Origin of the sequence: Pseudomonas fluorescens, from assembly GCF_000730425.1 — a bacterium.
GTDB classification, from domain to species: Bacteria; Pseudomonadota; Gammaproteobacteria; order Pseudomonadales; family Pseudomonadaceae; genus Aquipseudomonas; species Aquipseudomonas fluorescens_X.
Window position 1 is genome coordinate 245,179 of sequence record NZ_CP008896.1, and the last position, 18,981, is coordinate 264,159.

Sequence of the window (18,981 nt, forward strand, 5' to 3'; positions counted from 1 at the left end):
GAATAATTCCATTACGAGCGTTTGTCGTATAGAACCAACGTTTGCAGGCATTACTAAAAAACGCTATGCGTTTACAGTCGGTGTATGAGGGGCCGGTGTGTATTCAATGAGCGACGAAGGGCGTCTGGAAGCACACGGTGAACGTAGTACCGCTGCCCACCTGTGAGCTCACCATCACATCACCGCCATGGGCCTTGGCGATTTCCCGCACGATAAACAACCCCAGTCCGACGCTGCGCATCTCGGTGTCCTGGTCGGTACCTCGGGTCATGGGTTCAAACAGTACACTCATCAGCGAGTCAGCAATCACCGGCCCATGGTTATGCACCGAGAGGCTGGCCCCTTCGTGGTCCAGTCGCGAGGTAATGGTGATCGGTTGTTGCAGGTCGCCATAAGCCACGCTATTAGCCACCAGGTTGCCAATGATTTGTTGCAGGCGGTCGCCATCCAAGCAAGCGTCGGCAGTCCCTACGGTGTGGTGCGCGAGGGTGGCGAGGGGAAAGGCCATGCGCAGTTCATCCACCGCGCGCCGCGTCACGTCATGCAGGTCCAGCGGGCTGGGGGTGACGCCAATGCCAACGCCGACCCGTGCCTGGGTGAAGTCCAGGAGGTCGGCGATCATCCGTTGGGCGCGCTCCGATGACTGGCCGATATGGCCAATCAATTGGGTTTCCTTGGCGGTGCGCTCGCCACGGGCGAGAAAGTCGGACGCCATCTTGATCGCGGTCAGCGGGTTTTTCAGGTCGTGACTGACGATGGCGACCATTTGCTCGGCAAACAGCGCCCGGCGTTGTGCCTTGGCATAGGCGTGGTTGAGTTCGGCCTGGGCCTGCTGGAGCGCGGTTTGTGCGGCGGTCTTTTCCAACAATAAGGCTTCGGCCAGTTTGCGTGCGTTGAGCAGCTCGCGTTCGTACTTGTCGCGGTCGGTGGTGCCGAACAGGGCCAGTTCATGCCGTGTGCCGTTGGCGTGGTCGCGTTTGACGGCATTGAGCAGGATGGTCACGGGGTGGCCGTCACGATGGCGCAGGTCGAGTTTGACCTCGGTGATGCTGCCTTGCACCTGCATCAACGGGGCGAGGTGGGTTTGATGGAAAATCCGCCCGCCCATGGTCAGCAGATCCTGGAAGCGCTGCCCCTGCAACTCGGTTGCAGTCATACCCAGCCAGTCGCTGAAACACTGGTTTGCCCGCAGGATCGTGCCGTCTTCTGTGGTGACGGCCAGCGCACAGGCGGCACCGTTGAACAGCGCCTCGTCATTCGCCATGGGCAACTGCCCAGGGCATCAGGAAACTATCCATCGCAGCCGCGCACGCTGGCACTGCGCTCATATGCGGGCAATGGCCCACATTGTCGATCAGGCAATACGTGCTGTGGGGCAACACCCGGTGCAGGTGTTCGCCCACGCAGAGCGGGGCGATCAAGTCATCGCTCGATTGCAGGATCAATGTGGGGGTCGCGAGGCCGTTGATGTCGGCACGGTTATCCGACAAAAACGTCACCCGTGCAAAGTGCTTGGCGATTTCAGGCTCGGTGCGGCAGAAGCTGTTGGTCAGTTCTTCACTCAAGGCCGGTTGCCCCGGCGCGCCCATGATCACTGGGGCCATGGTGCTGGACCAACCCAGGTAGTTGCTGTCGAGGGTGTCGAGCAGCGATTGGATATCTTCGGGCTTGAACCCGCCGACATAGTCACCGGTATCGATGTAGCAGGGCGAAGGACCAATCATCACATGGGCGGCGATGCGCCCGGGGGCTGCGCGGTCGGCCAGTGTGCCGATCATGGCGCTGACCGAGTGCCCTACGAGGATCACCGGGCCACTGGCAAACTCATCGATGATCTCGTTCAGATCAGCGGCATAGCCGGCCAGGGAGGCATATTTTTGCTTGTCGTAGGCGCCAAGATCAGACAGGCCAGCCCCTACCAGGTCATAGAGCACCACACGAAAGCGCTGGATGAAATGGGGCAGCAGGTAACTCCACATGGCCTGGTTGCAGCCAAAGCCATGGGAAAACACCAGGGTCGAGGAACCGTTGCCCACTACGTTGACGTTGTTGCGATGCCGAAGGTCCATGGACGTGCTCGTAGTGGCGTGTTGCTATGTGGTTGTGGCGTCAGTTTAGAGAGTCAATTGCATGGGGTCACTAGGTATAGCGTCGATAGGGTAAAGTCGGGGCTTTCAGGAGCAAGCGTCAGCTAACGAAGTATGGGGCGGCTTTTGCGGCAATCGGCCTTGGGCCTGCTGGCCCTGGCGCAAACGGTGCTGGTGCTGGGGGTATATGGCGCGGCGGGGTACTTGCTGGAGATGGGGCTTGAAGGCTGGTTGTTCGCCTTGCCCATCAGCTCTTTTGCAGCGCTGTTCATTTATGGCCAGGGTGCAGGAGGGTCGGGCTCTGGCTCTGGCTCCAGCGACCGTTCAAGCTCAAGTTCCAGCTCAAGCTCCGGCGGTGGGTTTTCCGGCGGTGGCGGCTCCAGCGGTGGCGGTGGGGCTTCGGGGAGTTGGTGAGGCCCGGAGCCTAGAGCGTCATCACCATCTCATGCCAAGCCATCCCGCCGTGGTCTGACGCCGAGGGCTGCACGTACTGGTACCCCAGGCGCGTATACAACGGCACATGCTGCTGCTTGCACATCAGGTGGAGGGTCTGCTTGCCCATCGCGCGCATACGCGACACAAATGCCTCCATCAAGTACGTGGAGTGCCCCTTGCCCTGATGCGCCGGGTCCACCACCACCGACATGATCACCACATTCGGCGCATCCGCCGCGTGCCCTACCAATTCCTTGAAGTCCTCATCCGACATCACCACGTCATGGGCGCAACCACAGTTGATAAAGCCCAGCACCTGACCGTCCGCCTCCAGGATCAGGAAGCCTTGCGGGTAGAGCGCGATGCGCGTGGCGATCTTCTCCAGGGTTGCAGCTTCATCGCCCTCGTAGGCGCTGATTTCGATCTCGTAGCAGCGGGCGGCATCTGCCGGCGTGGCGTTGCGCAAGGTGAGGGCGGGCATGGGGATCCAGGGGCGGGCAGTTGAATGAGGGCTGCATGATAGCGGGGCAGTGCCTGCGCGCAAATCCCTCTGCACAGCTTGGGTGAAGCCGTTTATGGGTGATCAAAAAACACTGGCTTGCTAGGTGTATTTTAATTTGTAATCATCGCTAAATAAATAGGCTTTACCTAAGCGCAACTTAGCTCCGAGGACAATGCAATGCACAACCTGCTGCTTTCCCCGCTGAAAATGGGTCGCCTGGACCTGAAAAATCGCGTCGTCATGGCTCCCATGACACGATCGCGAGCCAAGCATGGAAGCGATGCGCCTACGGCGTTAAACGCGCTCTACTATGCCCAGCGCAGCAGCGCTGGATTGATTATCACCGAAGGCACACAGGTTTCCCGCCAGGGCCAGGGATATGCCTACACCCCCGGTATCTATTCAAGCGAGCAGGTTGCTGGCTGGAAACAAGTCACCCATGCCGTGCACGAGGCCGGCGGGCTGATTGCCGCACAACTCTGGCATGTGGGGCGTATGTCCCACGCCTCCTTGCAGGAGCCGGGAGAGGTGCCTGTCGCGCCGTCTGCTATTCGGGCCCAGGCACAAGTTTTCATCCCGGACGGTAACGGCTCGGGCCTGATGGCACTTGCCGAGCAGCCACGGGAAATGACACTTGAGGATATCGAGGCCGTCAAACGCAGCTTTGTCGAGGCGGCCCGCAATGCTATGGCTGCCGGCTTTGACCTTGTCGAGGTGCACGGTGCAAATGGCTATTTGTTTGATCAGTTTCTGGCGACAGGCACCAATAAGCGTCAAGACACTTATGGCGGCTCAGTGGAAAATCGCGCCCGTTTCCTGCTGGAAACAGTCGATGCATTGATTGAGGACCTGGGCGCCGACCGCGTAGGGGTGCGCTTGTCTCCGTGGGGAACGATCAGTGACATTCAGGATGATGAGCCCGAAGCAATGGTGTTGTTTTTGGCCCAGGCGCTTGATCAACGCAATATCGCTTACCTGCACGTGGCGGAGTGGGAATGGACCGGCGGCCCGGCCTACCCCGAGGGTTTTCGTCAGCGTTTGCGCTCAGCGTTTCAAAAACCGTTGATTGTGTGCGGTAACTACGATGCCGAGCGAGGAGAGGCGTTACTCGCTCAGGGGCTGGTGGATGCTATCGCCATGGGGCGTTCATTTATTGCCAATCCGGACTTGGTGGAACGTATCCGCCAAGCCGCGCCTCTGGCGCAGGCCAACCCGGCACTGTTTTACGGCGGCGATGCCAAAGGTTATACCGACTACCCAACTTACTTGTCTTCTTAACTTAGTGTTCCGAAATCTGGATATATCGTGATATACAGTTTGAGTTCAGGCCCAGAGTTTAATAAGCAGTTATTGAATGTTCAGGGCCTGGATTGGAAGTTTTGATCGTAATAAAAAATACCTGATTAGATAACTAATTGTTTTTACTGACAGGAAATAATAGATCATGGCGATATTTGATTATAAAGGACAGGACGCACGTACACTCATCTCGGATGCCTGGACCCTGGCTACCTACACCAGTGGGACCGCCACCGTGGGGGCCCTGTACAACATACCCGGGGCGATCCTTGGAGAGGGCAACAGCTTTTCCCTGCCCAAAGGTTGGCGTGAGATTAATGCCAGTGAGCTGGATGTCGATAACAGCCGTCTGGACATTACGGGGAGTTTCACGGGTGGGGGTGTTTTCGGTGCCCAGGCCAGGGTGTTCGGGCAATACGACAGTAGTGGCCAGTTGACTAAAATGGCGTTCTCCATAGCCGGCACTAACTCACCGATCGATCTGATTGGTTGGCCAGCGATGATCGATAACTCCTATATCAACGGTTTTGATTACCTGCTCGATGCCATCAAGGATTACGCCGTTGCAAAGAACTTGAGTGGTAAGGACGTGCTGGTTACCGGTTACAGCCAGGGAGGTGCGGTGACCAACGGTATGTTCCTGACCAAGGACACGCTGGCAGACGGTTTCTTCAAAGACTCGGATTACTTTGGCATGGAGTCGCCCAAAGTCGGCAACGACAGCGGCATCTTCAACTTCGGCTTTGAAAACGACGTGGTGCATCGACTTATCGGCGAAGAAACCAACCTGGGCAGCGCCGCCATCGATGCCCTGACCGGCAGTGATATCAACTACACCTCGACCACCGACAACATCGTGCTGTTTGACACGATCTATGCACTGCCTACCTGGCCCAACGGCCCTTTCTCCATTGCCAACCTGACAGGCTGGGCTGCCCACCTCGAAGGCATTTTCATCAACCCCATCCAGACCATCAGCCAGTCGACGTTCTACGATCATATCGAGCAGGACAGCACCATCATCATCAGCAATCTCGACCCCATCAGCCGCAGCTTCACCTGGGTCAGCGATAAAGCCACCGCGACCTCCAACCACTACGGCACGCCGGCGTTCCTGCTAGGGACTGCCAGCGGCGATAAGCTACAGGATGGTCGCAGCGATGACTTCCTCGATGGATTTGCCGGCGACGACAGCTTCAGGGTCAGCACTGGAACCGATATCGTTGCCGGCGGCGCGGGCAGCGATAAGGTGTTTCTCAAAGGTGCCGTGGCGAACTACGAAGCGGTCAAGCTGAGCGACGGCACGTTGTTTCTCAACGACACGACCGGCCAATACGGGCTCAAGGAACTGCACAGCGTTGAGTTCGTTGAGTTTGAAACGGCCTTGGCCACTGCAACCAGCCAATTGCCCTTTGTCGGCGGCTTTCTCAGCAGCGTCGGTCAAGTGTTGACCCCGGCCTATGCCGTGACCAGCGACAAGCTGGATTATCAAGGCTGGTTCGGCTCAGACAAGTCGTACAACAAAGCCATTGAAGGCACGGCGCAGGCCGACAGCCTCATCGGTACCAGCGGCCGTGACCTGATGTTTGGCCAGGCCGGTAACGACACACTGAGCGGTGGCGCCGGCAATGACCTGCTCCACGGTGGCGAGGGCAATGACACATTGCTGGGCGGCACTGGCAATGACCAGCTCTACGGCGGCGCCGGCAACGATATCCTGGTGGGCGGCCAGGGCAATGACCTGCTCAGTGGTGGCGTTGGCAGTGACGTGTTTGTATTCGACCAGGCAGGCTTTGGCCAGGATCGGATCAGCGACTTCAACATTCACCAGAACGGGCTGGATGTACTGGTGTTTTCCAAGTCGCTCTTTGCCTCTGTCGATGCCGTGCTCAGTGCTGCCAGCCAGCAAGACAATGACACGGTGATCCAGACGATAGACGGTAGCGTCACTCTGGTGGGCTTCAGCCCGGCGAATCTGACCGCGGATATGCTCAGCCTGGCTTAAGTAAAGAGCCTGCTCTCACGGCGATACCTTCTTGCAAAAGAAGGTATCGCCGTGTCTCTTCATGTCGTTAGTGGTTACTGCCGTGTTATCTGTGTGGTGGCCGGCAATCTACAGCGATTGCTCCAGGCGTTTCTCCATCCGAACATCTCCCCCTGGCAACCGCTCCATCACGACCCAACCCAGTCGTTGATAAAAGCCATTGGCCCGGCTCGCTTCTGCGGTTTCGAGCCAGATCTGCCGATGGTGCTGGAACAACAAGGCTTCGGCCTGTTCCATCAACTGGCGGCCCAGCCCGTGCCCTTCAAATTGGGGCAGGATGAACGCCGCAAATACGCAGCCATCGTAGACATCGGCCATGGAAAAGCCGGCAGCCACGCCATCCACTTCTGCGATCCACACGCAGGGGGCTTGTTGCATGGCGTGCAGGATGGCTTCAGGGGTGATGCCCTGGTCTGTCAATTGCTCGTGGGACAGGTGGTTTTCCTTGACGCGGGTGCGAATGTCGAAAATGGCGTCGATGTCTGTCGCGCTAGCAACTCTGATGTGGCTGTTCATGCAGTTCTCGCTGTGGCCCATGAATTCAATATCGTAGATCCCCCGCGCCGCCAGGGCCTTGAAGGGGTGGGGGAGCGGTCGAACATCACTCAGTTCCCAGGCGAACCAGCCCTCTTCAAAATAGCTGGCGCAGGCCGCGGGTACGTCATCGGGGATGAATGCCCGGACCGCTTTCACCCGCACAATGGCAACGGCCACACCGTCTTCGTCTTGATCGCCTTCGGCGTGCAGGAAACGCCCGTTCTCGACAATCAGCAGGTCCTGGGAAGGATCCAGCGCTGGCCGCCAGCGGCGGATTTCCAGGGTTTTTTCGCCTGAGGCGATACGGCTGCCGTTGGGATGCACGATGGAGAGGGCTTTGATGGTGTTGTCCTCAGTGAAAGGTGACTGTTTGCCACCACCGATTGTAGGAGCCGGCTTGCCGGTGAGAGCGGTCTATCTTCACACCGCTATCGGGCAAGCCGGCTCCTACAGGAGTGGGCTGTATTTGACGGCTGCCGCCGCTCGCGATGGCACGTTGAGGCTTCTCAACAACCCAGACACATGAATGCGCACGGTAAACGGCGAAATATCCAGGGCCTTGGCGATTTCCTTGTTGGTCTTGCCTTGGGCGATCAACCGCAACACCTCCTGCTGGCGCGCCGTCAGGGTGTTGGTATCCAGGGGCAATAGCCCCGAGGGGGCGAACTTGACCAGCACCTCGCCCTGGCGGATGGCGAGCAGGGCCTGGCCGATTTCTTCAGGCGCGATGTTTTTACCGATAAAGCCATCGGCACCCATTGCCATCACCTGTTCGATCAACAGCGGGTCATCGACCATGGACACCACGATCAACGTGGTGCGCCGCAGTTGCTGGCGCAGCTCGCCCAACTGGCTGATGCAGGTCAGGCCGGGGAAGCGCAGGTCGAGGATCAGCGTGTCGACTTCGCTGCCGCCCTTGAGCATGTGCAGCACCGTATCGAGGTCGCCGGCCTGTTCCACGCAGGCCTCGGGCAGCAGGCGTTGCACGGTGCGCAGCATGCCTTCGCGAAACATTGGATGGTCGTCGGCGATGATGATCCGGCATGTCATGGTGTGCTCCTCCCTGGGGCCAGGTTGTCCTGTGGCGTGCTACTTTAACACTCTGCCCGCCACCTGCCTGCCCGGCGCGCAGATATGACGATGACTGTACAAGGACGTTCTCCATGAAGTTCGAGAAAGACGCCGAACTGGACCAAGCCAACCTGCGTATCGTGGTCGCCGCCTGCGCCATCGTGTACATCAGCCTGCTGGGCTTTTTGCCGGGGCAGTCGATAGACCGCTATGTGCCGGTGATTATCTATATCAGCCTGTTCCTGCTGGCCTCGATTGTGCTGCGCCAGGTAATCGCGCGCTGGCCCGGGCACTACCCTGCGCGGCGGGTTTTCGGGATGGTCCACGACTACACCGGCACCTCGTTCGGCCTGGTGGTGGGCGGTGAGGCAGCGTTGCCGCTGTATGCGGTGATGGTCTGGGTCAACCTCGGCAACGGCATGCGCTATGGCTCGCGTTACCTGGCGATTGCCACGGGCCTGGCGTTGCTGGCGCTGCTGATGGTGTACCGACTGACGCCGCTGTGGCAGGCGCAGCCGTTTATGGTGCTGATGCTGATGATCACCAGCACGGTGATCCCGATCTACGCCCACCTGCTGCTGGAGCGCACGCGCAAGGCGTCTGAAGAAGCCATCGCCGCCAACCTTGAAAAGTCGCGCTTCCTCGCCCAGGCCAGCCACGACCTGCGCCAGCCCATCCATTCTATCGGCCTGTTTACCGCGTGCCTGCGTGAAGCGCACCTGGGCGAAGAAGCGCAGCGGCTGGTGGACAATATCGACCGTTCGCTGCTCAACGTGTCGCAATTGTTCCGCTCCATCCTCGACCTCTACACCCTGGACAACGGCCAGTTGCTACCCAAGTATCAGGTCATCCACCTGGGCGAGCTGCTTGCCGATTTACTGCGCCAGAACACCGAAGCTGCGCGCTGGGCAGGCGTGGAGCTGCGCCTGCGCCCCTGCGCGCACTGGGTACGGGTTGATCCGGCGTTGCTGACCACCATGGTGCAGAACGTACTCTCCAATTGCTTCAAGTACGGTGGCCAGCGCCCGGTGCTGATTGGCGTGCGCCGGCACGGGGGTGGGCTGATGGTGGAGATTCACGACCAGGGGCGGGGGATTGCCGAGGAGCATCTGCCCCGGGTCTTCGAGGAGTTCTATCGCGTCCGCCACCTGCGTGACAAGGACGTTGAAGGCGTCGGCCTGGGCTTGTCCATCGTCAAGCGCCTGGGGCAGTTGATGGACATGGAGGTGGTGCTGCGCTCACGGTTGGGCCGTGGCACCTCGGTCAGCCTGCGCGGCTTGCCCCTGGCAACCGCCACCCATCAACCCGTGGTGCGTGACGATGCACGCCAGGCGGGGCTGCTGACGGGGCTGAAAGTGTGCCTGGTGGAAGATGACCACAACGTGCTGCTGGCCACTCAGGCGCTGCTGGAACGCTGGGGGTGCGAGGTGCAGGCGGAGTCGAGCGGGCATAACCTGGTCAGCGATTGCGACATCATCGTCGCCGACTATGACTTGGGCAACCAGGCCACCGGCATCGAGTGCATCGACCAACTGCGCGCACAGCGCGGCGCGGCGGTGCCGGCGCTGATTCTGACCGGGCATGACGTAGAGAAGATCCAGGCGGCATTGCATGACCGCCAGATCGCTATCCTGTCCAAGCCCGTGCGCCCCGCCGAGCTGCGGGGTGCGCTACGAGCGCTCGGCCAACAGGCGGTTATCAGTTGAGCGGCATCAGCGGGTTGCCCCGGGCACCCTTGGGTTGGCAATAGGCGGCGGGTTTCATCAGGCCGAAGCTGGCCACTGCAAACATCCCGCCGCTGGCACCGCTGGGCACAGAGCAGTTGTAGTCACCGGAAGCGGTGCTGGCGATGTAATAGGTGGTCATGGAGTCGCTGCGTACATTGGAAACACGCTTGACTGGCTCGCCGAGGTTGGTTTCCGAGAGGGTCTTGAGATGGTCTTCGGTGGGCTTGATATTGCTGCAACCGGCAACGCCGAACATCAGGGCGCCCAACAGCGTGAGACGGGTGACAGGGGAGTGCAGTTTCATGGTGCTTCTTCCTTGGGGTTGTTTTGGTTTTTTCTACGCACAACGATCCCTTGCACGGCGGGTTCGACGTGCTGGCGGGGAGCATCGGGGTTGCCGGGGAATATAGCGCCGGCCACCTGTGGGGTCGATTAGCACAAGTGTACTAATGGCATCTTGAGGTCACGGCAAACTGGGTTGATTCAGGGAGATTCGAATGCTGCACATCAGACGCGCCACCCACGACGATGGCCCAATCGCCTTCGACATCCGCCTGCAGGCAATCCGCAGCCAATGCATCGGCGCCTACACTGCCGAACAGATGCTGACCTGGACCCGTGGCGCGGCCGAGGACGGCTATACGGCACTGATGGCCAAGCCGTTCTACCTGGGATGTGTCGATGGCGAGCCGGTCGCCACGGGCATGCTCGACCCGGACCATCGGGAAGTGGGGGCTCTGTTTGTATTGCCCGGTTTTATCGGGCGTGGGTTCGGCGGGCAGATGCTTGCGCACCTGGAACAGGTGGCGCTGCAGTTGGGAATTGAGGAGGTGGGGCTGGATGCGACATTGAACGCTACCGCTTTCTATCGCCGCCGCGGTTACGAAGGCGGCGAACAGTCCATCTATCATTCGCCGACGGGGCTGGCGTTGGCGTGTGTGCCAATGGTCAAGCGCTTGTCTGATTGAGCGTGCGGCCAAGCCCTGTTCTGGCCTGGCACAAAACGCCGTGCCCAGCAAAGATCCCCTGTAGGCGCCGGCTTGCTGGCGATAGCGGCGGCAGGTACACCGTCATCGCCGGCAAGCCGGCGCCTACATTTGATGGGTTCAGTGGTTCATGTGATGGCCGTCAGCGCTGTTCAGGCTGCGGGCCGGGGCCTGGATCTGGATGTCCTGTTTCTCGCCCTTGGCATTTTCCACGGTCAGGGTCAGCGGCACCTGGTCGCCTTCCTTGATCTGGCCCACCAGGCCCATCAGCATCACGTGATAACCCTCGGGATCGAGCTTCACCGCCTGGCCGGCGGGCAGTGCCACGGCGTCCACCGGGCCCATGCGCATGACGTCGTCCTTCATGCTCATTTCATGAATCTGCACATCCTTGGCCACCGGCGACTTGACGCTGAGCAGTTTGCTGTCGCTGTCGGCCGTAAGGGTCATGAATGCCCCGCTCGAATGCTGCCCCGCCACGGTGGCGCGGGCCCAGGCGTCGCTGACCTGGACCTGGGCGCTGGCGTGGGCGGCGAGGCCCAGCAGGGAAAGACTGAGGGCGATGCGCTTGAGGGTGTGGACAGCAGTCATTAGCAGACCTCCATGACGGTGAGCAGGTCTTCTGCGCACTCTTTGGCGTTAAGGGATGCCGACAGGCCCAGGCGCAGGTTGCCACGGGTGTCGAACACAAAGCTGGTGGCGGTGTGGGACAGGGTGTAGGTGTCGCCGGCGGGGATCTTTTCATAAAAGATCCCGAACTCCTTGGCGGCCACGGCGATTTCTTGCGGTGTGCCATAGAGCGCTTCGAAGCTGGGATCGAAGGCCTTGACGTAGGCGTCCAGCACTTGGGGCGTGTCGCGTTCCGGGTCCAGGGTGATAAAGATCACCTGCATGATTTCGCCGTCGCGGCCCATCATTTTCTTGGCCTGGGCCATGCGCGCCAGGGTGGTGGGGCACACGGCAGGGCACTGGGTGAAACCGAAGAACACCACTGGCATCAGGCCGCGGAACGAACTCAAGGTCACGGTTTCGCCAGCCGTGTTCTTGAGCTTGAACGTGCGGCCCATGATCTTGTCGCTCAGGTCCTTGCCGTACTTGAAGTTCAGCTTGGGGCCGGTGTCGCAGCCGCTCAACAGGCCCAGGCCCAGCAGGCCCATACCGGTGAGGACCTTGCGACGGGTGAATAACGTACTCATGAAAGGGGCGTCCCGTGAAGCGCCTGACGGCTGCGCATAACAGGTCAGTCAGGCTTTGAAAAGCGGTGAACAGCAAGGGGGGGTAGTCTACCGACCTTGGCCACGCTTGATAATCTGCGACGTTCTGCCACAGGGGCGATCGCCACCTTACCAGCCAGGACGGCGATTGAGTCTGTGGCACACTGTCGCAGACACGGCCAAAGGCCCGGCACACAAGGCCTGGGGCAAATGTTTCAACGATTATCAGAGCCCTTGACGCGCATCAAGGCGCCGCCGGTCCGTGTTGGGGCACAGTCACGGTACAAGGACCGGCCACCGTGAGGCACTGATGCTCTATCTCCTGTTCCTGCTGGCCCATCTGTTCGCGGCGCTGATGTTTATCGGCACGGTGTTCTTTGAAGTGTTGATCCTCGCCAGTGTGCACAGGCAACTGCCGGCCCGTGTCATGCTGCTGGTGGAACAAGGCATTGGCCGGCGTGCCAGGGCCTTGATGCCGTGGGTCCTGCTGGTGCTGTTTGGGGCCGGCATCGGCATGGTCTGGTTGCGCTATGTGCCGATGCTGGCAGCACCGTCGAGTTCGGCATTCGGTGCCTTGTTGACCCTCAAGCTGATCCTTGCCGCCAGTGTGCTGATGCATTTTTTGCTGACGGTGTGGTTGATGCGCCGTGGGCGGGTCAGCGCAGCCTATCTGCGCTTTGTCCATCTGAGCCTGTTCTGCCATATGGTCGCCATTGTGTTGCTGGCCAAGAGCATGTTCTACATCACTTGGTAAGCGCCGGCGCTTGATGCATATCAAGGTGCGCTGTCCGGTCGCACCGCACAATGACCCACCGTAGCCAGACCCGGAGGCCGTCATGCTCACCGTCATTCATCCCGTCCGCGAGTGGCGCCTGCGCCGTGATCAAAGCGTGCTGGACCAGGGCCAGGTCGACATCGGCAAATTTCATACGGGTATTGGCTCCCTTGATTTACTGCGTGCCCTGCGCAGCAGCCGCCAGCGGCAACGGCCCCTGGCGTTGAACCTGCAATGGCCGCCGGGCCTGGTGGCGGATGAGTACCTCGGCGCGCTGGAGCAGGAAATCCACCTGGTCGGTTGCCACCTGGGCGGCCGGCAGCCGGTGGACCAATTCCATCTGGGCGGCGCCACGCCGGCGATTGCCGACCTGCAACGGTTGATGACACACCTGCGCAGTCGCCTGCACTTTCTTGAGCACGATCAGGGCGACTACAGCCTCGACCTCGACCCGCTGCACACCGACTGGGCGACCATGGGCCTGCTGCGCGACCTGGGGTTCAACCACATCAACATCGGCGTGCCGGATGCCCGTGCCGAGGCCAGCCCGTCGGTGGCCGGCTATCAGGACCCGGCGCCGATCCAGTCGCTGATCGACGCGGCGCGCACCTTCGGCTTTCGCTCGGTGAATGTCGACCTGGGCTATGGCCACGCCTGGCAGACCTGTGACAGCTTTGACGCCAAGCTGGCCAGCCTGATCGCCCTGGAGCCGGATCGCCTGCACGTGTTCGACTATGCCCAGGCGCCACGGCGCTACCAGCAGCCACGGCGCGCGCTGTCGCCGAATGCCGACAAGTGTGGCATGCGCCGCATCGCCTTCCAGCGTCTGGAAACCGCCGGCTATCACTACATTGGCCTGGGCCAGTTCGTGCGCCCCGACGACGACCTGGCACTGGCCCAGGAACGCGGGCACCTGAGCCGCAATTGCCAGGGCTTTACCCGTCACGGCTACTGCGACCATATCGGCCTTGGCCTGGGTGCCATCAGCCAGCTCGACACCCTGTATGCGCAAAACAGCGACGAGCTGGCGCACTATCGCCAGCAACTTTACCGCGACCTGTTGCCCACCGCCCGTGGCTGGCGCTGCGAGGCGGGCGATCAGATCCGCCAGCATGTCATGGAGCGCCTGGCCTGCGACCTGGAGTTGGATATCCAGGCCCTGGAGCGTCGCTACGGTGTGATCTTTGCCCGCTATTTCTCGGCGATCTGGCCGCTGCTGGAGCATTTGCACCGGGACGGCCTGATCGATCTATCCGAGCGTTTCCTTTGTGTGTTGCCGGCAGGCCGGCACCGGGTCGAAGCCCTCTGCGCGCTGTTTGACCGGGCCGGCGCCGCTGTCCCCCCTTGCTCCAACGATGAGACCATCGACCATGAAAGCGTTTGAGTTCAACCAGGCCCTGGTGCAGAAATACGACCGCCCGGGGCCGCGCTATACCTCGTACCCGACGGCGCCGCAGTTTCACGCAGCCTTTGCCCTGGATGACTATCAACAGGCCGTAGCGGCCAGCAACCACGCTTTGGTGCCCAAGGCGTTGTCGGTCTATATCCACGTACCGTTCTGCCAGAGCCTTTGCTACTACTGCGGTTGCCACAAGATCATCACGCGCAAGGCCCACCGTGCGGTGGAATACCTGAGTTACCTCAAGCGCGAGATCCAGATGCAGGCCGCGCTGTTCGACCGCGCGCGGCCGTTGACCCAGTTGCACCTGGGGGGCGGCACGCCGACCTACCTGGACGATGGGCAACTGGCCGAACTGATGGATTGCCTGGCCCAGGGCTTCAGCCTGGATACCAGTGACCGCCATGAGTTTTCCATCGAGGTGGACCCGCGCACCATCAGCGTCGAACGGATCCACAACCTGCGCGGGCTGGGTTTCAATCGCCTGAGCTTCGGTGTGCAGGATTTTGATGCGCACGTACAGGCGGCGGTCAATCGTGTGCAAAGCGAAGCGCAGATCGCGCAACTGGTCTCGGCGGCCCGTGAGGCGCGCTTCAAGTCGATCAGTGTGGACCTGATCTACGGCCTGCCGTTGCAGACCGTGGCCAGTTTCGACGTGACCCTGGGCAAATTGATTGCCTTGCGCCCGGACCGCGTGGCGGCCTACAGCTACGCGCACCTGCCGGCGCAGATCCGCGCCCAGCGCATGATCCGCCCTGAAGACATGCCACCCCCCGAGCGTAAGCTGGAACTGCTGGAGTTGACCATTCGCCGGCTGACCGAGGCCGGCTACGTGTACATCGGCATGGATCACTTTGCCTTGCCCGACGATGAACTGGCCCTGGCCCGGGCCAATGGCACCCTGCAGCGCAATTTCCAGGGCTACTCGACCCATGCCGATTGCGACCTGATCGGGCTGGGCGTCTCGGCCATCGGCAAAGTGGGCGACAGCTACAGCCAGAGCGTCAAGGCGTTGTCCCAGTACTACGCGCGTATCGACGCCGGGCTGTTGCCGGTGCAGCGCGGCTACCGCCTGAACGCCGATGACGTGCTGCGCCGCGACGTGATCAACGGCCTGATGTGCCACGGGCGCATTGACTTTGTCGGGGTCGAGGCCGGGCATGGGATCCGCTTTACCGAATACTTCGCTCAGGCGCTGTCGTGCCTGGATGAACAAGTGGCGGATGGCTTGCTGCATATCCACGACGATGCCGTGCAATTGCTGCCCCAGGGGCAGTTGATGGTGCGCAGCGTGGCGATGGCATTTGATGCGTACCTGGGCGGGCAGCAGAAGGGTCAGTTTTCCCGCACGGTCTGACGCGCGGGCCCCCTGTAGGAACCGGCTTGCCGGCCAGGGTCGCCAACGATGACGCTGGCGACCTGATGCACCGCCATCGCCGGCAAGCCGGCGCCTACAGGGTAGCGGCGTTGGTGCGCTCTATCTCTTCGACCAGCTTGTCGATGCCGGCCAGCCGCGCGCGGTTGTCGTGATCCCACGGGTGAAACCCCGGCTTGAAGTAATGCAGCCACGGCCGGGCCATGCGCGGGAATACGCCCTTGGGCCCGTAGAGAAACTTCAACATCCGCCAGAACCCCTTCAGATGCCCGCCTGCGCGGCGGTCGGCGAACAGCAGGCGCAGGTGGAAATCAAACACCACCAGCCAGAAAAACACCGTGGTAAACAACATGGTCCCGGTGCGCAGCCAATAGCGCTTGGGCCCAGGCTTGATCACGCTGTTCCACACATCGAAAGCCACGGCCTTGTGTTCTGTTTCTTCGAGGGCATGCCAGTACCACATTTGCTGGTAGCTCTTGAGCGAGTCACCAAAGCGCGAAGGGTCGCTGAGCAGGATCTCTGCGAGCATCGCCGTGTAATGTTCCAGGGCGATGGTTACCGCCAGGTTGAAGGAGGGCGGCAAGTGCTTCTTTTGCAGGTCGAGGATAAATTTCAACCGCCGGTCGAGCAGATGGGCCGGTAGCCCGGCGGCTTGCAGCAGGTCGTTATAGGCCACGTGCTCACGGCTGTGCATGGCTTCCTGGCCGATAAAACCCTGGATCTCCTTCTTTAAGGCCGGGTCGTCGATGCGCTGGCGATAGTGGCGCACGCTGTCCATGAAGAACAGTTCGCCTTGGGGAAACAGTAACGACAGGGCATTGAAAAAATGCGTGATGAAAGGGCCTTGCTCATGCCAGTCCTTGATGCGTTCGGCAGGCAGGGCAAAGCGCAGGTCGCGGCGGATGGGCAGCATTATGGCGACTCCTGTTCAGTGATGGGGTTGGACACCGGTGCCTTGTGCTTTTTCGGTGCCATGCGCCGGCTGGCAAACACCACCAGCGCTTGATAGGCCGCCGGCAGACAGCGTGCCAGCAGGTCCAGGGCATAGGCATCGCGGCCGATCAGTACACGGCGCTTGTTTTTGCGCACGCCTTGCAGGATCACTTTGGCCGCCTGGTCGGCGTCGGTGATAAACAGCTTTTCGAAGTCGGCACGGGCCTGTTGTTCGCTGTGGATCAGGAACCCGGTCATGTTCGAGTCAATGCGGCTGCTGCGACAGATATCGGTACGGATCCCGCCGGGATGTACGCAGGTGGCCGAGACGCCGCTGCGTTGCAGGTCCAGCTCCTGGCGCAGGGATTCGGTGAACCCGCGTACGGCGAACTTGGTGGCGTTGTAGCCGCTCATGCCGGGCTGGGCGAACAGGCCGAACACGCTGGAGGTGTTGACCACATGCCCATCGCCACTGGCCTTGAGGTACGGCAGGAACGCCTTGGTGCCGTAGACCACGCCCCAGAAGTTGATGCCGACGATCCACTCCAGGTCGGTGTAGTCCACACCTTCCACGGTACTCGATAAGGCCACGCCGGCATTGTTGAAAATCAGGTTGACCTGGCCATGCTCTGCCGCGCAACTGGCCGCCCAGGCTTCCACGGCCTGGCGGTCGGCAACATCCACCTCCCGGCATGTCACGCGGATCGGCGCCAGGGTCGTGCGCTGGATCAGCTCCACGGTTTCCCGCAGGCCGGCCTGGTTCTTGTCCGCCAGGGCCAGGTGACAGCCCTCGCGCGCCAGGGCCAGGGCCAGGGCGCGGCCCATGCCTGACGCGGCGCCGGTGATGGCCGCCACGCGGCCATTGAATGACTTCATGACAGGCTTCCTTCTGCGGTGGCGTGAGGTTGGGTGAGGGGGCGTGGTGTGGCGCCGGCAAGCAGGGGCGTGACGTGATAATCGCCCAGGGCGAACTGGCGGGTGACCTGCTTGAAGCGCCAGGTCGAACCGGGCCACAACGTGGTGTTTTTGCCGGTGCGCGGGTCGAGGTACCAACTGCGGCAGCCACCGGTGTTCCAGATAGTGCGCTGGAGTTTTTGTTGAATCTGCAGGTTGTAGGCGCTTTCTACCGCCGACTTGACGTCCACCGTGGCAATTTGCTTGCGGCGCATCTGTTGCAAGGCATCGAGGATGTAGGTGACTTGCGCCTCGATCATCAGAATCATCGAGTTATGGCCCAGGCCGGTGTTGGGCCCCACGATCAGGAACAGGTTCGGATAGCCCGGCACGGTGGTGCCTTTGTACGCATGGGCGCCATCGCGCCAAGTGTCCATCAGGTCTATACCGTCGCGCCCGATGATGCAGTCGCGGGGCAGGGGATCGGTGGCCTGGAACCCGGTGCCGAAGATCAGGCAGTCGGCCGGATGCTTGATGCCATCGGCCGTGATGACGCCGTCGCTCTCGATCCGCAGCACGTTGTCGGTGACGACCTCGACATTGCTGCGCGACAGCGCCGGGTAATAGTCGTTGGAGATCAGCACGCGCTTGCAGCCGATGGTGTAGTCCGGGCGCAGGACCTTGCGCAGGGAAGGGCGCGCCACCTGTTTGTGCAGATGGCGCAGGGCGATTTTCTGCACCATTTTCATCAGCCGCGGGTGCAGTGCAAACCCCACGACCCGGCCTTCCAGGGCCCAGTAGAAGGCGCTGCGTACCAGGCGCTGGGTGAAGGGCAGGTGCTTGAAGGCCCAGCGTTCAACGGGTGAAATGGGCCGGTCGGGCTTGGGCATGATCCATGGCGGGGTGCGCTGGAACAGGTCCAGGTGTGCCACCTGCGGGGCGATCTGCGGCACGAACTGGATGGCACTGGCCCCCGTGCCAATCACGGCCACGCGCTTGCCCTTCAATGAGTAGTCATGGTCCCACTGCTGGGAGTGGAAGCGCTTGCCCTTGAAGCTGTCCAACCCCGCAATATCCGGCAGCGCCGGGCGGGACAGGCCTCCCATCCCCGACACCAGCACCCGTGCGCTGACCTGCCGGCCATTGCTGAACTGCAACTGCCAGCGTTGCAGTTGCTCATCGAAGACCGCCCGTTCCAGGCCCATGCCAAAGCGCAGGTACGGCGCCAGCTCGAAGCGTTGTGCACATTGCTCCAGGTAGGCGCGGATCTCCGCCTGGGGGGCAAACTGCCGGGTCCAGTCCGGGTTGGGGGCAAAGGAAAACGAATAGACGTGGGATTGCACGTCGCAGGCGCAGCCAGGGTAGTGGTTGTCGCGCCAGGTGCCGCCCAGGGCGTCGGCCTGTTCGGCAATGAAGAAGTCGTCGAGCCCGGCTTGCTTGAGTTTGATCGCCATGCACAGGCCGGCAAAGCCTGAGCCGATGATCGCGATATCGACACAATCTGCCGGGCCGCTCGGCGGGGTAGAGGCATTCATAGGGTGTCCCTCGTGGGCTGTGGGCGCCTTACGGGTTTTGGCATCGGATGGGCTCCTTTTTTGTTTTTCGCTTTTAGATAGAACACCATTGCAAAGGAAAATTGTATTTATTATTTTAAAAAAGATTTTAAATAATCTACCTGAAAATATCGCCTACGCTAGAACCTT

At 61.0% G+C, this 18,981-nt stretch carries 18 protein-coding genes and 2 pseudogenes; 8 read left to right on the forward strand and 12 right to left on the reverse strand.

Features of this window, described 5'->3' with window-relative positions; translation table 11 throughout:
* Positions 1-103 precede the first annotated feature (103 nt).
* Positions 104-1,264, reverse strand: coding sequence for a PAS domain-containing sensor histidine kinase (locus HZ99_RS00835; RefSeq protein ID WP_038440580.1), 1,161 nt, complete (start codon positions 1,262-1,264; stop codon positions 104-106).
* Positions 1,254-2,069, reverse strand: coding sequence for an alpha/beta fold hydrolase (locus tag HZ99_RS00840; protein ID WP_038440583.1), 816 nt, complete (start codon positions 2,067-2,069; stop codon positions 1,254-1,256). Before HZ99_RS00840 ends, HZ99_RS00835 begins: the two co-directional genes overlap by 11 nt.
* Positions 2,070-2,243: 174 nt before the next feature.
* Here HZ99_RS00840 and HZ99_RS00845 point away from each other — a divergent pair.
* Positions 2,244-2,501, forward strand: a pseudogene (locus tag HZ99_RS00845) (YgcG family protein); the annotation flags it as partial.
* A 10-nt stretch (positions 2,502-2,511) separates the two neighbouring features.
* On the opposite strand, the gene HZ99_RS00850 reads toward HZ99_RS00845, so the two are convergent.
* Positions 2,512-3,003 carry a GNAT family N-acetyltransferase gene (locus HZ99_RS00850; RefSeq protein ID WP_038440587.1) on the reverse strand — a complete coding sequence of 164 codons (492 nt, stop codon included), beginning with the start codon at positions 3,001-3,003 and terminating at the stop codon, positions 2,512-2,514.
* A 198-nt stretch (positions 3,004-3,201) separates the two neighbouring features.
* Here HZ99_RS00850 and HZ99_RS00855 point away from each other — a divergent pair, with 198 nt between their 5' ends.
* Positions 3,202-4,302, forward strand: coding sequence for an alkene reductase (locus HZ99_RS00855; protein ID WP_038440588.1), 1,101 nt, complete (start codon positions 3,202-3,204; stop codon positions 4,300-4,302).
* Between the two features lie 166 nt (positions 4,303-4,468).
* The gene (locus tag HZ99_RS00860) at positions 4,469-6,328 is read left to right on the forward strand and encodes a calcium-binding protein (protein WP_038440589.1); all 1,860 of its coding nucleotides are present in this window, start codon (positions 4,469-4,471) and stop codon (positions 6,326-6,328) included.
* Between the two features lie 108 nt (positions 6,329-6,436).
* Here the strand turns inward: HZ99_RS00860 and HZ99_RS00865 are convergent, their stop codons facing one another.
* From HZ99_RS00865 to HZ99_RS00870, 3 genes and pseudogenes are all read right to left on the reverse strand, one after another.
* Positions 6,437-6,883, reverse strand: coding sequence for a GNAT family N-acetyltransferase (locus tag HZ99_RS00865; RefSeq protein WP_038447749.1), 447 nt, complete (start codon positions 6,881-6,883; stop codon positions 6,437-6,439).
* A 153-nt stretch (positions 6,884-7,036) separates the two neighbouring features.
* Positions 7,037-7,228, reverse strand: a pseudogene (locus HZ99_RS29095) (ASCH domain-containing protein); the annotation flags it as partial.
* A 123-nt stretch (positions 7,229-7,351) separates the two neighbouring features.
* Positions 7,352-7,954, reverse strand: a complete 603-nt coding sequence (locus HZ99_RS00870; RefSeq protein WP_038440591.1) for a LuxR C-terminal-related transcriptional regulator — start codon at positions 7,952-7,954, stop codon at positions 7,352-7,354.
* A 113-nt stretch (positions 7,955-8,067) separates the two neighbouring features.
* On the opposite strand from HZ99_RS00870, the gene HZ99_RS00875 reads away from it, so the two are divergent.
* On the forward strand, positions 8,068-9,681 hold the full coding sequence (locus tag HZ99_RS00875; RefSeq protein WP_038440594.1) for a hybrid sensor histidine kinase/response regulator: 1,614 nt from the start codon (positions 8,068-8,070) through the stop codon (positions 9,679-9,681).
* Here HZ99_RS00875 and HZ99_RS00880 read toward each other — a convergent pair.
* Positions 9,674-10,006, reverse strand: a complete 333-nt coding sequence (locus tag HZ99_RS00880) for a hypothetical protein (RefSeq protein WP_038440596.1) — start codon at positions 10,004-10,006, stop codon at positions 9,674-9,676. The two genes, HZ99_RS00875 and HZ99_RS00880, sit on opposite strands and share 8 nt — an antisense overlap.
* Before the next feature lie 193 nt (positions 10,007-10,199).
* On the opposite strand from HZ99_RS00880, the gene HZ99_RS00885 reads away from it, so the two are divergent.
* A complete protein-coding gene (locus HZ99_RS00885; protein ID WP_038440598.1) occupies positions 10,200-10,670 on the forward strand; it encodes a GNAT family N-acetyltransferase in 471 nt (156 codons plus the stop codon).
* 138 nt (positions 10,671-10,808) lie between these two features.
* Here HZ99_RS00885 and HZ99_RS00890 read toward each other — a convergent pair whose 3' ends face one another.
* Both HZ99_RS00890 and HZ99_RS00895 read right to left on the reverse strand, forming a co-directional pair.
* Positions 10,809-11,279: a copper chaperone PCu(A)C gene (locus HZ99_RS00890; protein ID WP_038440600.1), complete on the reverse strand. Its 471-nt coding sequence runs from the start codon at positions 11,277-11,279 to the stop codon at positions 10,809-10,811.
* On the reverse strand, positions 11,279-11,884 hold the full coding sequence (locus HZ99_RS00895; protein WP_038440603.1) for an SCO family protein: 606 nt from the start codon (positions 11,882-11,884) through the stop codon (positions 11,279-11,281). Before HZ99_RS00895 ends, HZ99_RS00890 begins: the two co-directional genes overlap by 1 nt.
* A gap of 328 nt (positions 11,885-12,212) precedes the next feature.
* On the opposite strand from HZ99_RS00895, the gene HZ99_RS00900 reads away from it, so the two are divergent.
* The 3 genes from HZ99_RS00900 (at position 12,213) to hemN (ending at position 15,433) form a co-directional block, all read left to right on the forward strand.
* Positions 12,213-12,656, forward strand: coding sequence for a membrane protein (locus HZ99_RS00900; RefSeq protein ID WP_038440605.1), 444 nt, complete (start codon positions 12,213-12,215; stop codon positions 12,654-12,656).
* Positions 12,657-12,738: 82 nt separating this feature from the next.
* Complete coding sequence (locus tag HZ99_RS00905; protein WP_038440608.1) at positions 12,739-14,061, forward strand: hypothetical protein; 1,323 nt, start codon at positions 12,739-12,741, stop codon at positions 14,059-14,061.
* A complete protein-coding gene (gene hemN, locus HZ99_RS00910) occupies positions 14,048-15,433 on the forward strand; it encodes an oxygen-independent coproporphyrinogen III oxidase (protein ID WP_235205546.1) in 1,386 nt (461 codons plus the stop codon). Before HZ99_RS00905 ends, hemN begins: the two co-directional genes overlap by 14 nt.
* 94 nt (positions 15,434-15,527) lie before the next feature.
* Here hemN and HZ99_RS00915 read toward each other — a convergent pair whose 3' ends face one another.
* From HZ99_RS00915 to HZ99_RS00925, 3 genes are read right to left on the reverse strand one after another with little or no spacing between them, the layout of a single operon-like run.
* Positions 15,528-16,364 carry a metal-dependent hydrolase gene (locus tag HZ99_RS00915; RefSeq protein ID WP_038440612.1) on the reverse strand — a complete coding sequence of 279 codons (837 nt, stop codon included), beginning with the start codon at positions 16,362-16,364 and terminating at the stop codon, positions 15,528-15,530.
* The gene (locus tag HZ99_RS00920; protein ID WP_038440614.1) at positions 16,364-17,260 is read right to left on the reverse strand and encodes an SDR family NAD(P)-dependent oxidoreductase; all 897 of its coding nucleotides are present in this window, start codon (positions 17,258-17,260) and stop codon (positions 16,364-16,366) included. Before HZ99_RS00920 ends, HZ99_RS00915 begins: the two co-directional genes overlap by 1 nt.
* On the reverse strand, positions 17,257-18,813 hold the full coding sequence (locus HZ99_RS00925) for a flavin-containing monooxygenase (protein ID WP_038440616.1): 1,557 nt from the start codon (positions 18,811-18,813) through the stop codon (positions 17,257-17,259). The genes HZ99_RS00920 and HZ99_RS00925 overlap by 4 nt, the downstream gene beginning before the upstream one ends.
* Positions 18,814-18,981 lie beyond the last annotated feature (168 nt).

Coding starts and splice junctions, on each gene's coding strand:
- HZ99_RS00875 (WP_038440594.1), top strand. CDS start 8,068: ATGAAGTTCGAGAAAGACGCCGAACTGGACCAAGCCAACCTGCGTATC.
- HZ99_RS00835 (WP_038440580.1), bottom strand. CDS start 1,264: ATGGCGAATGACGAGGCGCTGTTCAACGGTGCCGCCTGTGCGCTGGCC.
- HZ99_RS00925 (WP_038440616.1), bottom strand. CDS start 18,813: ATGAATGCCTCTACCCCGCCGAGCGGCCCGGCAGATTGTGTCGATATC.
- HZ99_RS00840 (WP_038440583.1), bottom strand. CDS start 2,069: ATGGACCTTCGGCATCGCAACAACGTCAACGTAGTGGGCAACGGTTCC.
- HZ99_RS00850 (WP_038440587.1), bottom strand. CDS start 3,003: ATGCCCGCCCTCACCTTGCGCAACGCCACGCCGGCAGATGCCGCCCGC.
- HZ99_RS00870 (WP_038440591.1), bottom strand. CDS start 7,954: ATGACATGCCGGATCATCATCGCCGACGACCATCCAATGTTTCGCGAA.
- HZ99_RS00895 (WP_038440603.1), bottom strand. CDS start 11,884: ATGAGTACGTTATTCACCCGTCGCAAGGTCCTCACCGGTATGGGCCTG.
- HZ99_RS00880 (WP_038440596.1), bottom strand. CDS start 10,006: ATGAAACTGCACTCCCCTGTCACCCGTCTCACGCTGTTGGGCGCCCTG.
- HZ99_RS00890 (WP_038440600.1), bottom strand. CDS start 11,279: ATGACTGCTGTCCACACCCTCAAGCGCATCGCCCTCAGTCTTTCCCTG.
- HZ99_RS00860 (WP_038440589.1), top strand. CDS start 4,469: ATGGCGATATTTGATTATAAAGGACAGGACGCACGTACACTCATCTCG.
- HZ99_RS00855 (WP_038440588.1), top strand. CDS start 3,202: ATGCACAACCTGCTGCTTTCCCCGCTGAAAATGGGTCGCCTGGACCTG.
- HZ99_RS00905 (WP_038440608.1), top strand. CDS start 12,739: ATGCTCACCGTCATTCATCCCGTCCGCGAGTGGCGCCTGCGCCGTGAT.
- HZ99_RS00885 (WP_038440598.1), top strand. CDS start 10,200: ATGCTGCACATCAGACGCGCCACCCACGACGATGGCCCAATCGCCTTC.
- HZ99_RS00900 (WP_038440605.1), top strand. CDS start 12,213: ATGCTCTATCTCCTGTTCCTGCTGGCCCATCTGTTCGCGGCGCTGATG.
- HZ99_RS00865 (WP_038447749.1), bottom strand. CDS start 6,883: ATGAACAGCCACATCAGAGTTGCTAGCGCGACAGACATCGACGCCATT.
- HZ99_RS00915 (WP_038440612.1), bottom strand. CDS start 16,364: ATGCTGCCCATCCGCCGCGACCTGCGCTTTGCCCTGCCTGCCGAACGC.
- HZ99_RS00920 (WP_038440614.1), bottom strand. CDS start 17,260: ATGAAGTCATTCAATGGCCGCGTGGCGGCCATCACCGGCGCCGCGTCA.
- hemN (WP_235205546.1), top strand. CDS start 14,048: ATGAAAGCGTTTGAGTTCAACCAGGCCCTGGTGCAGAAATACGACCGC.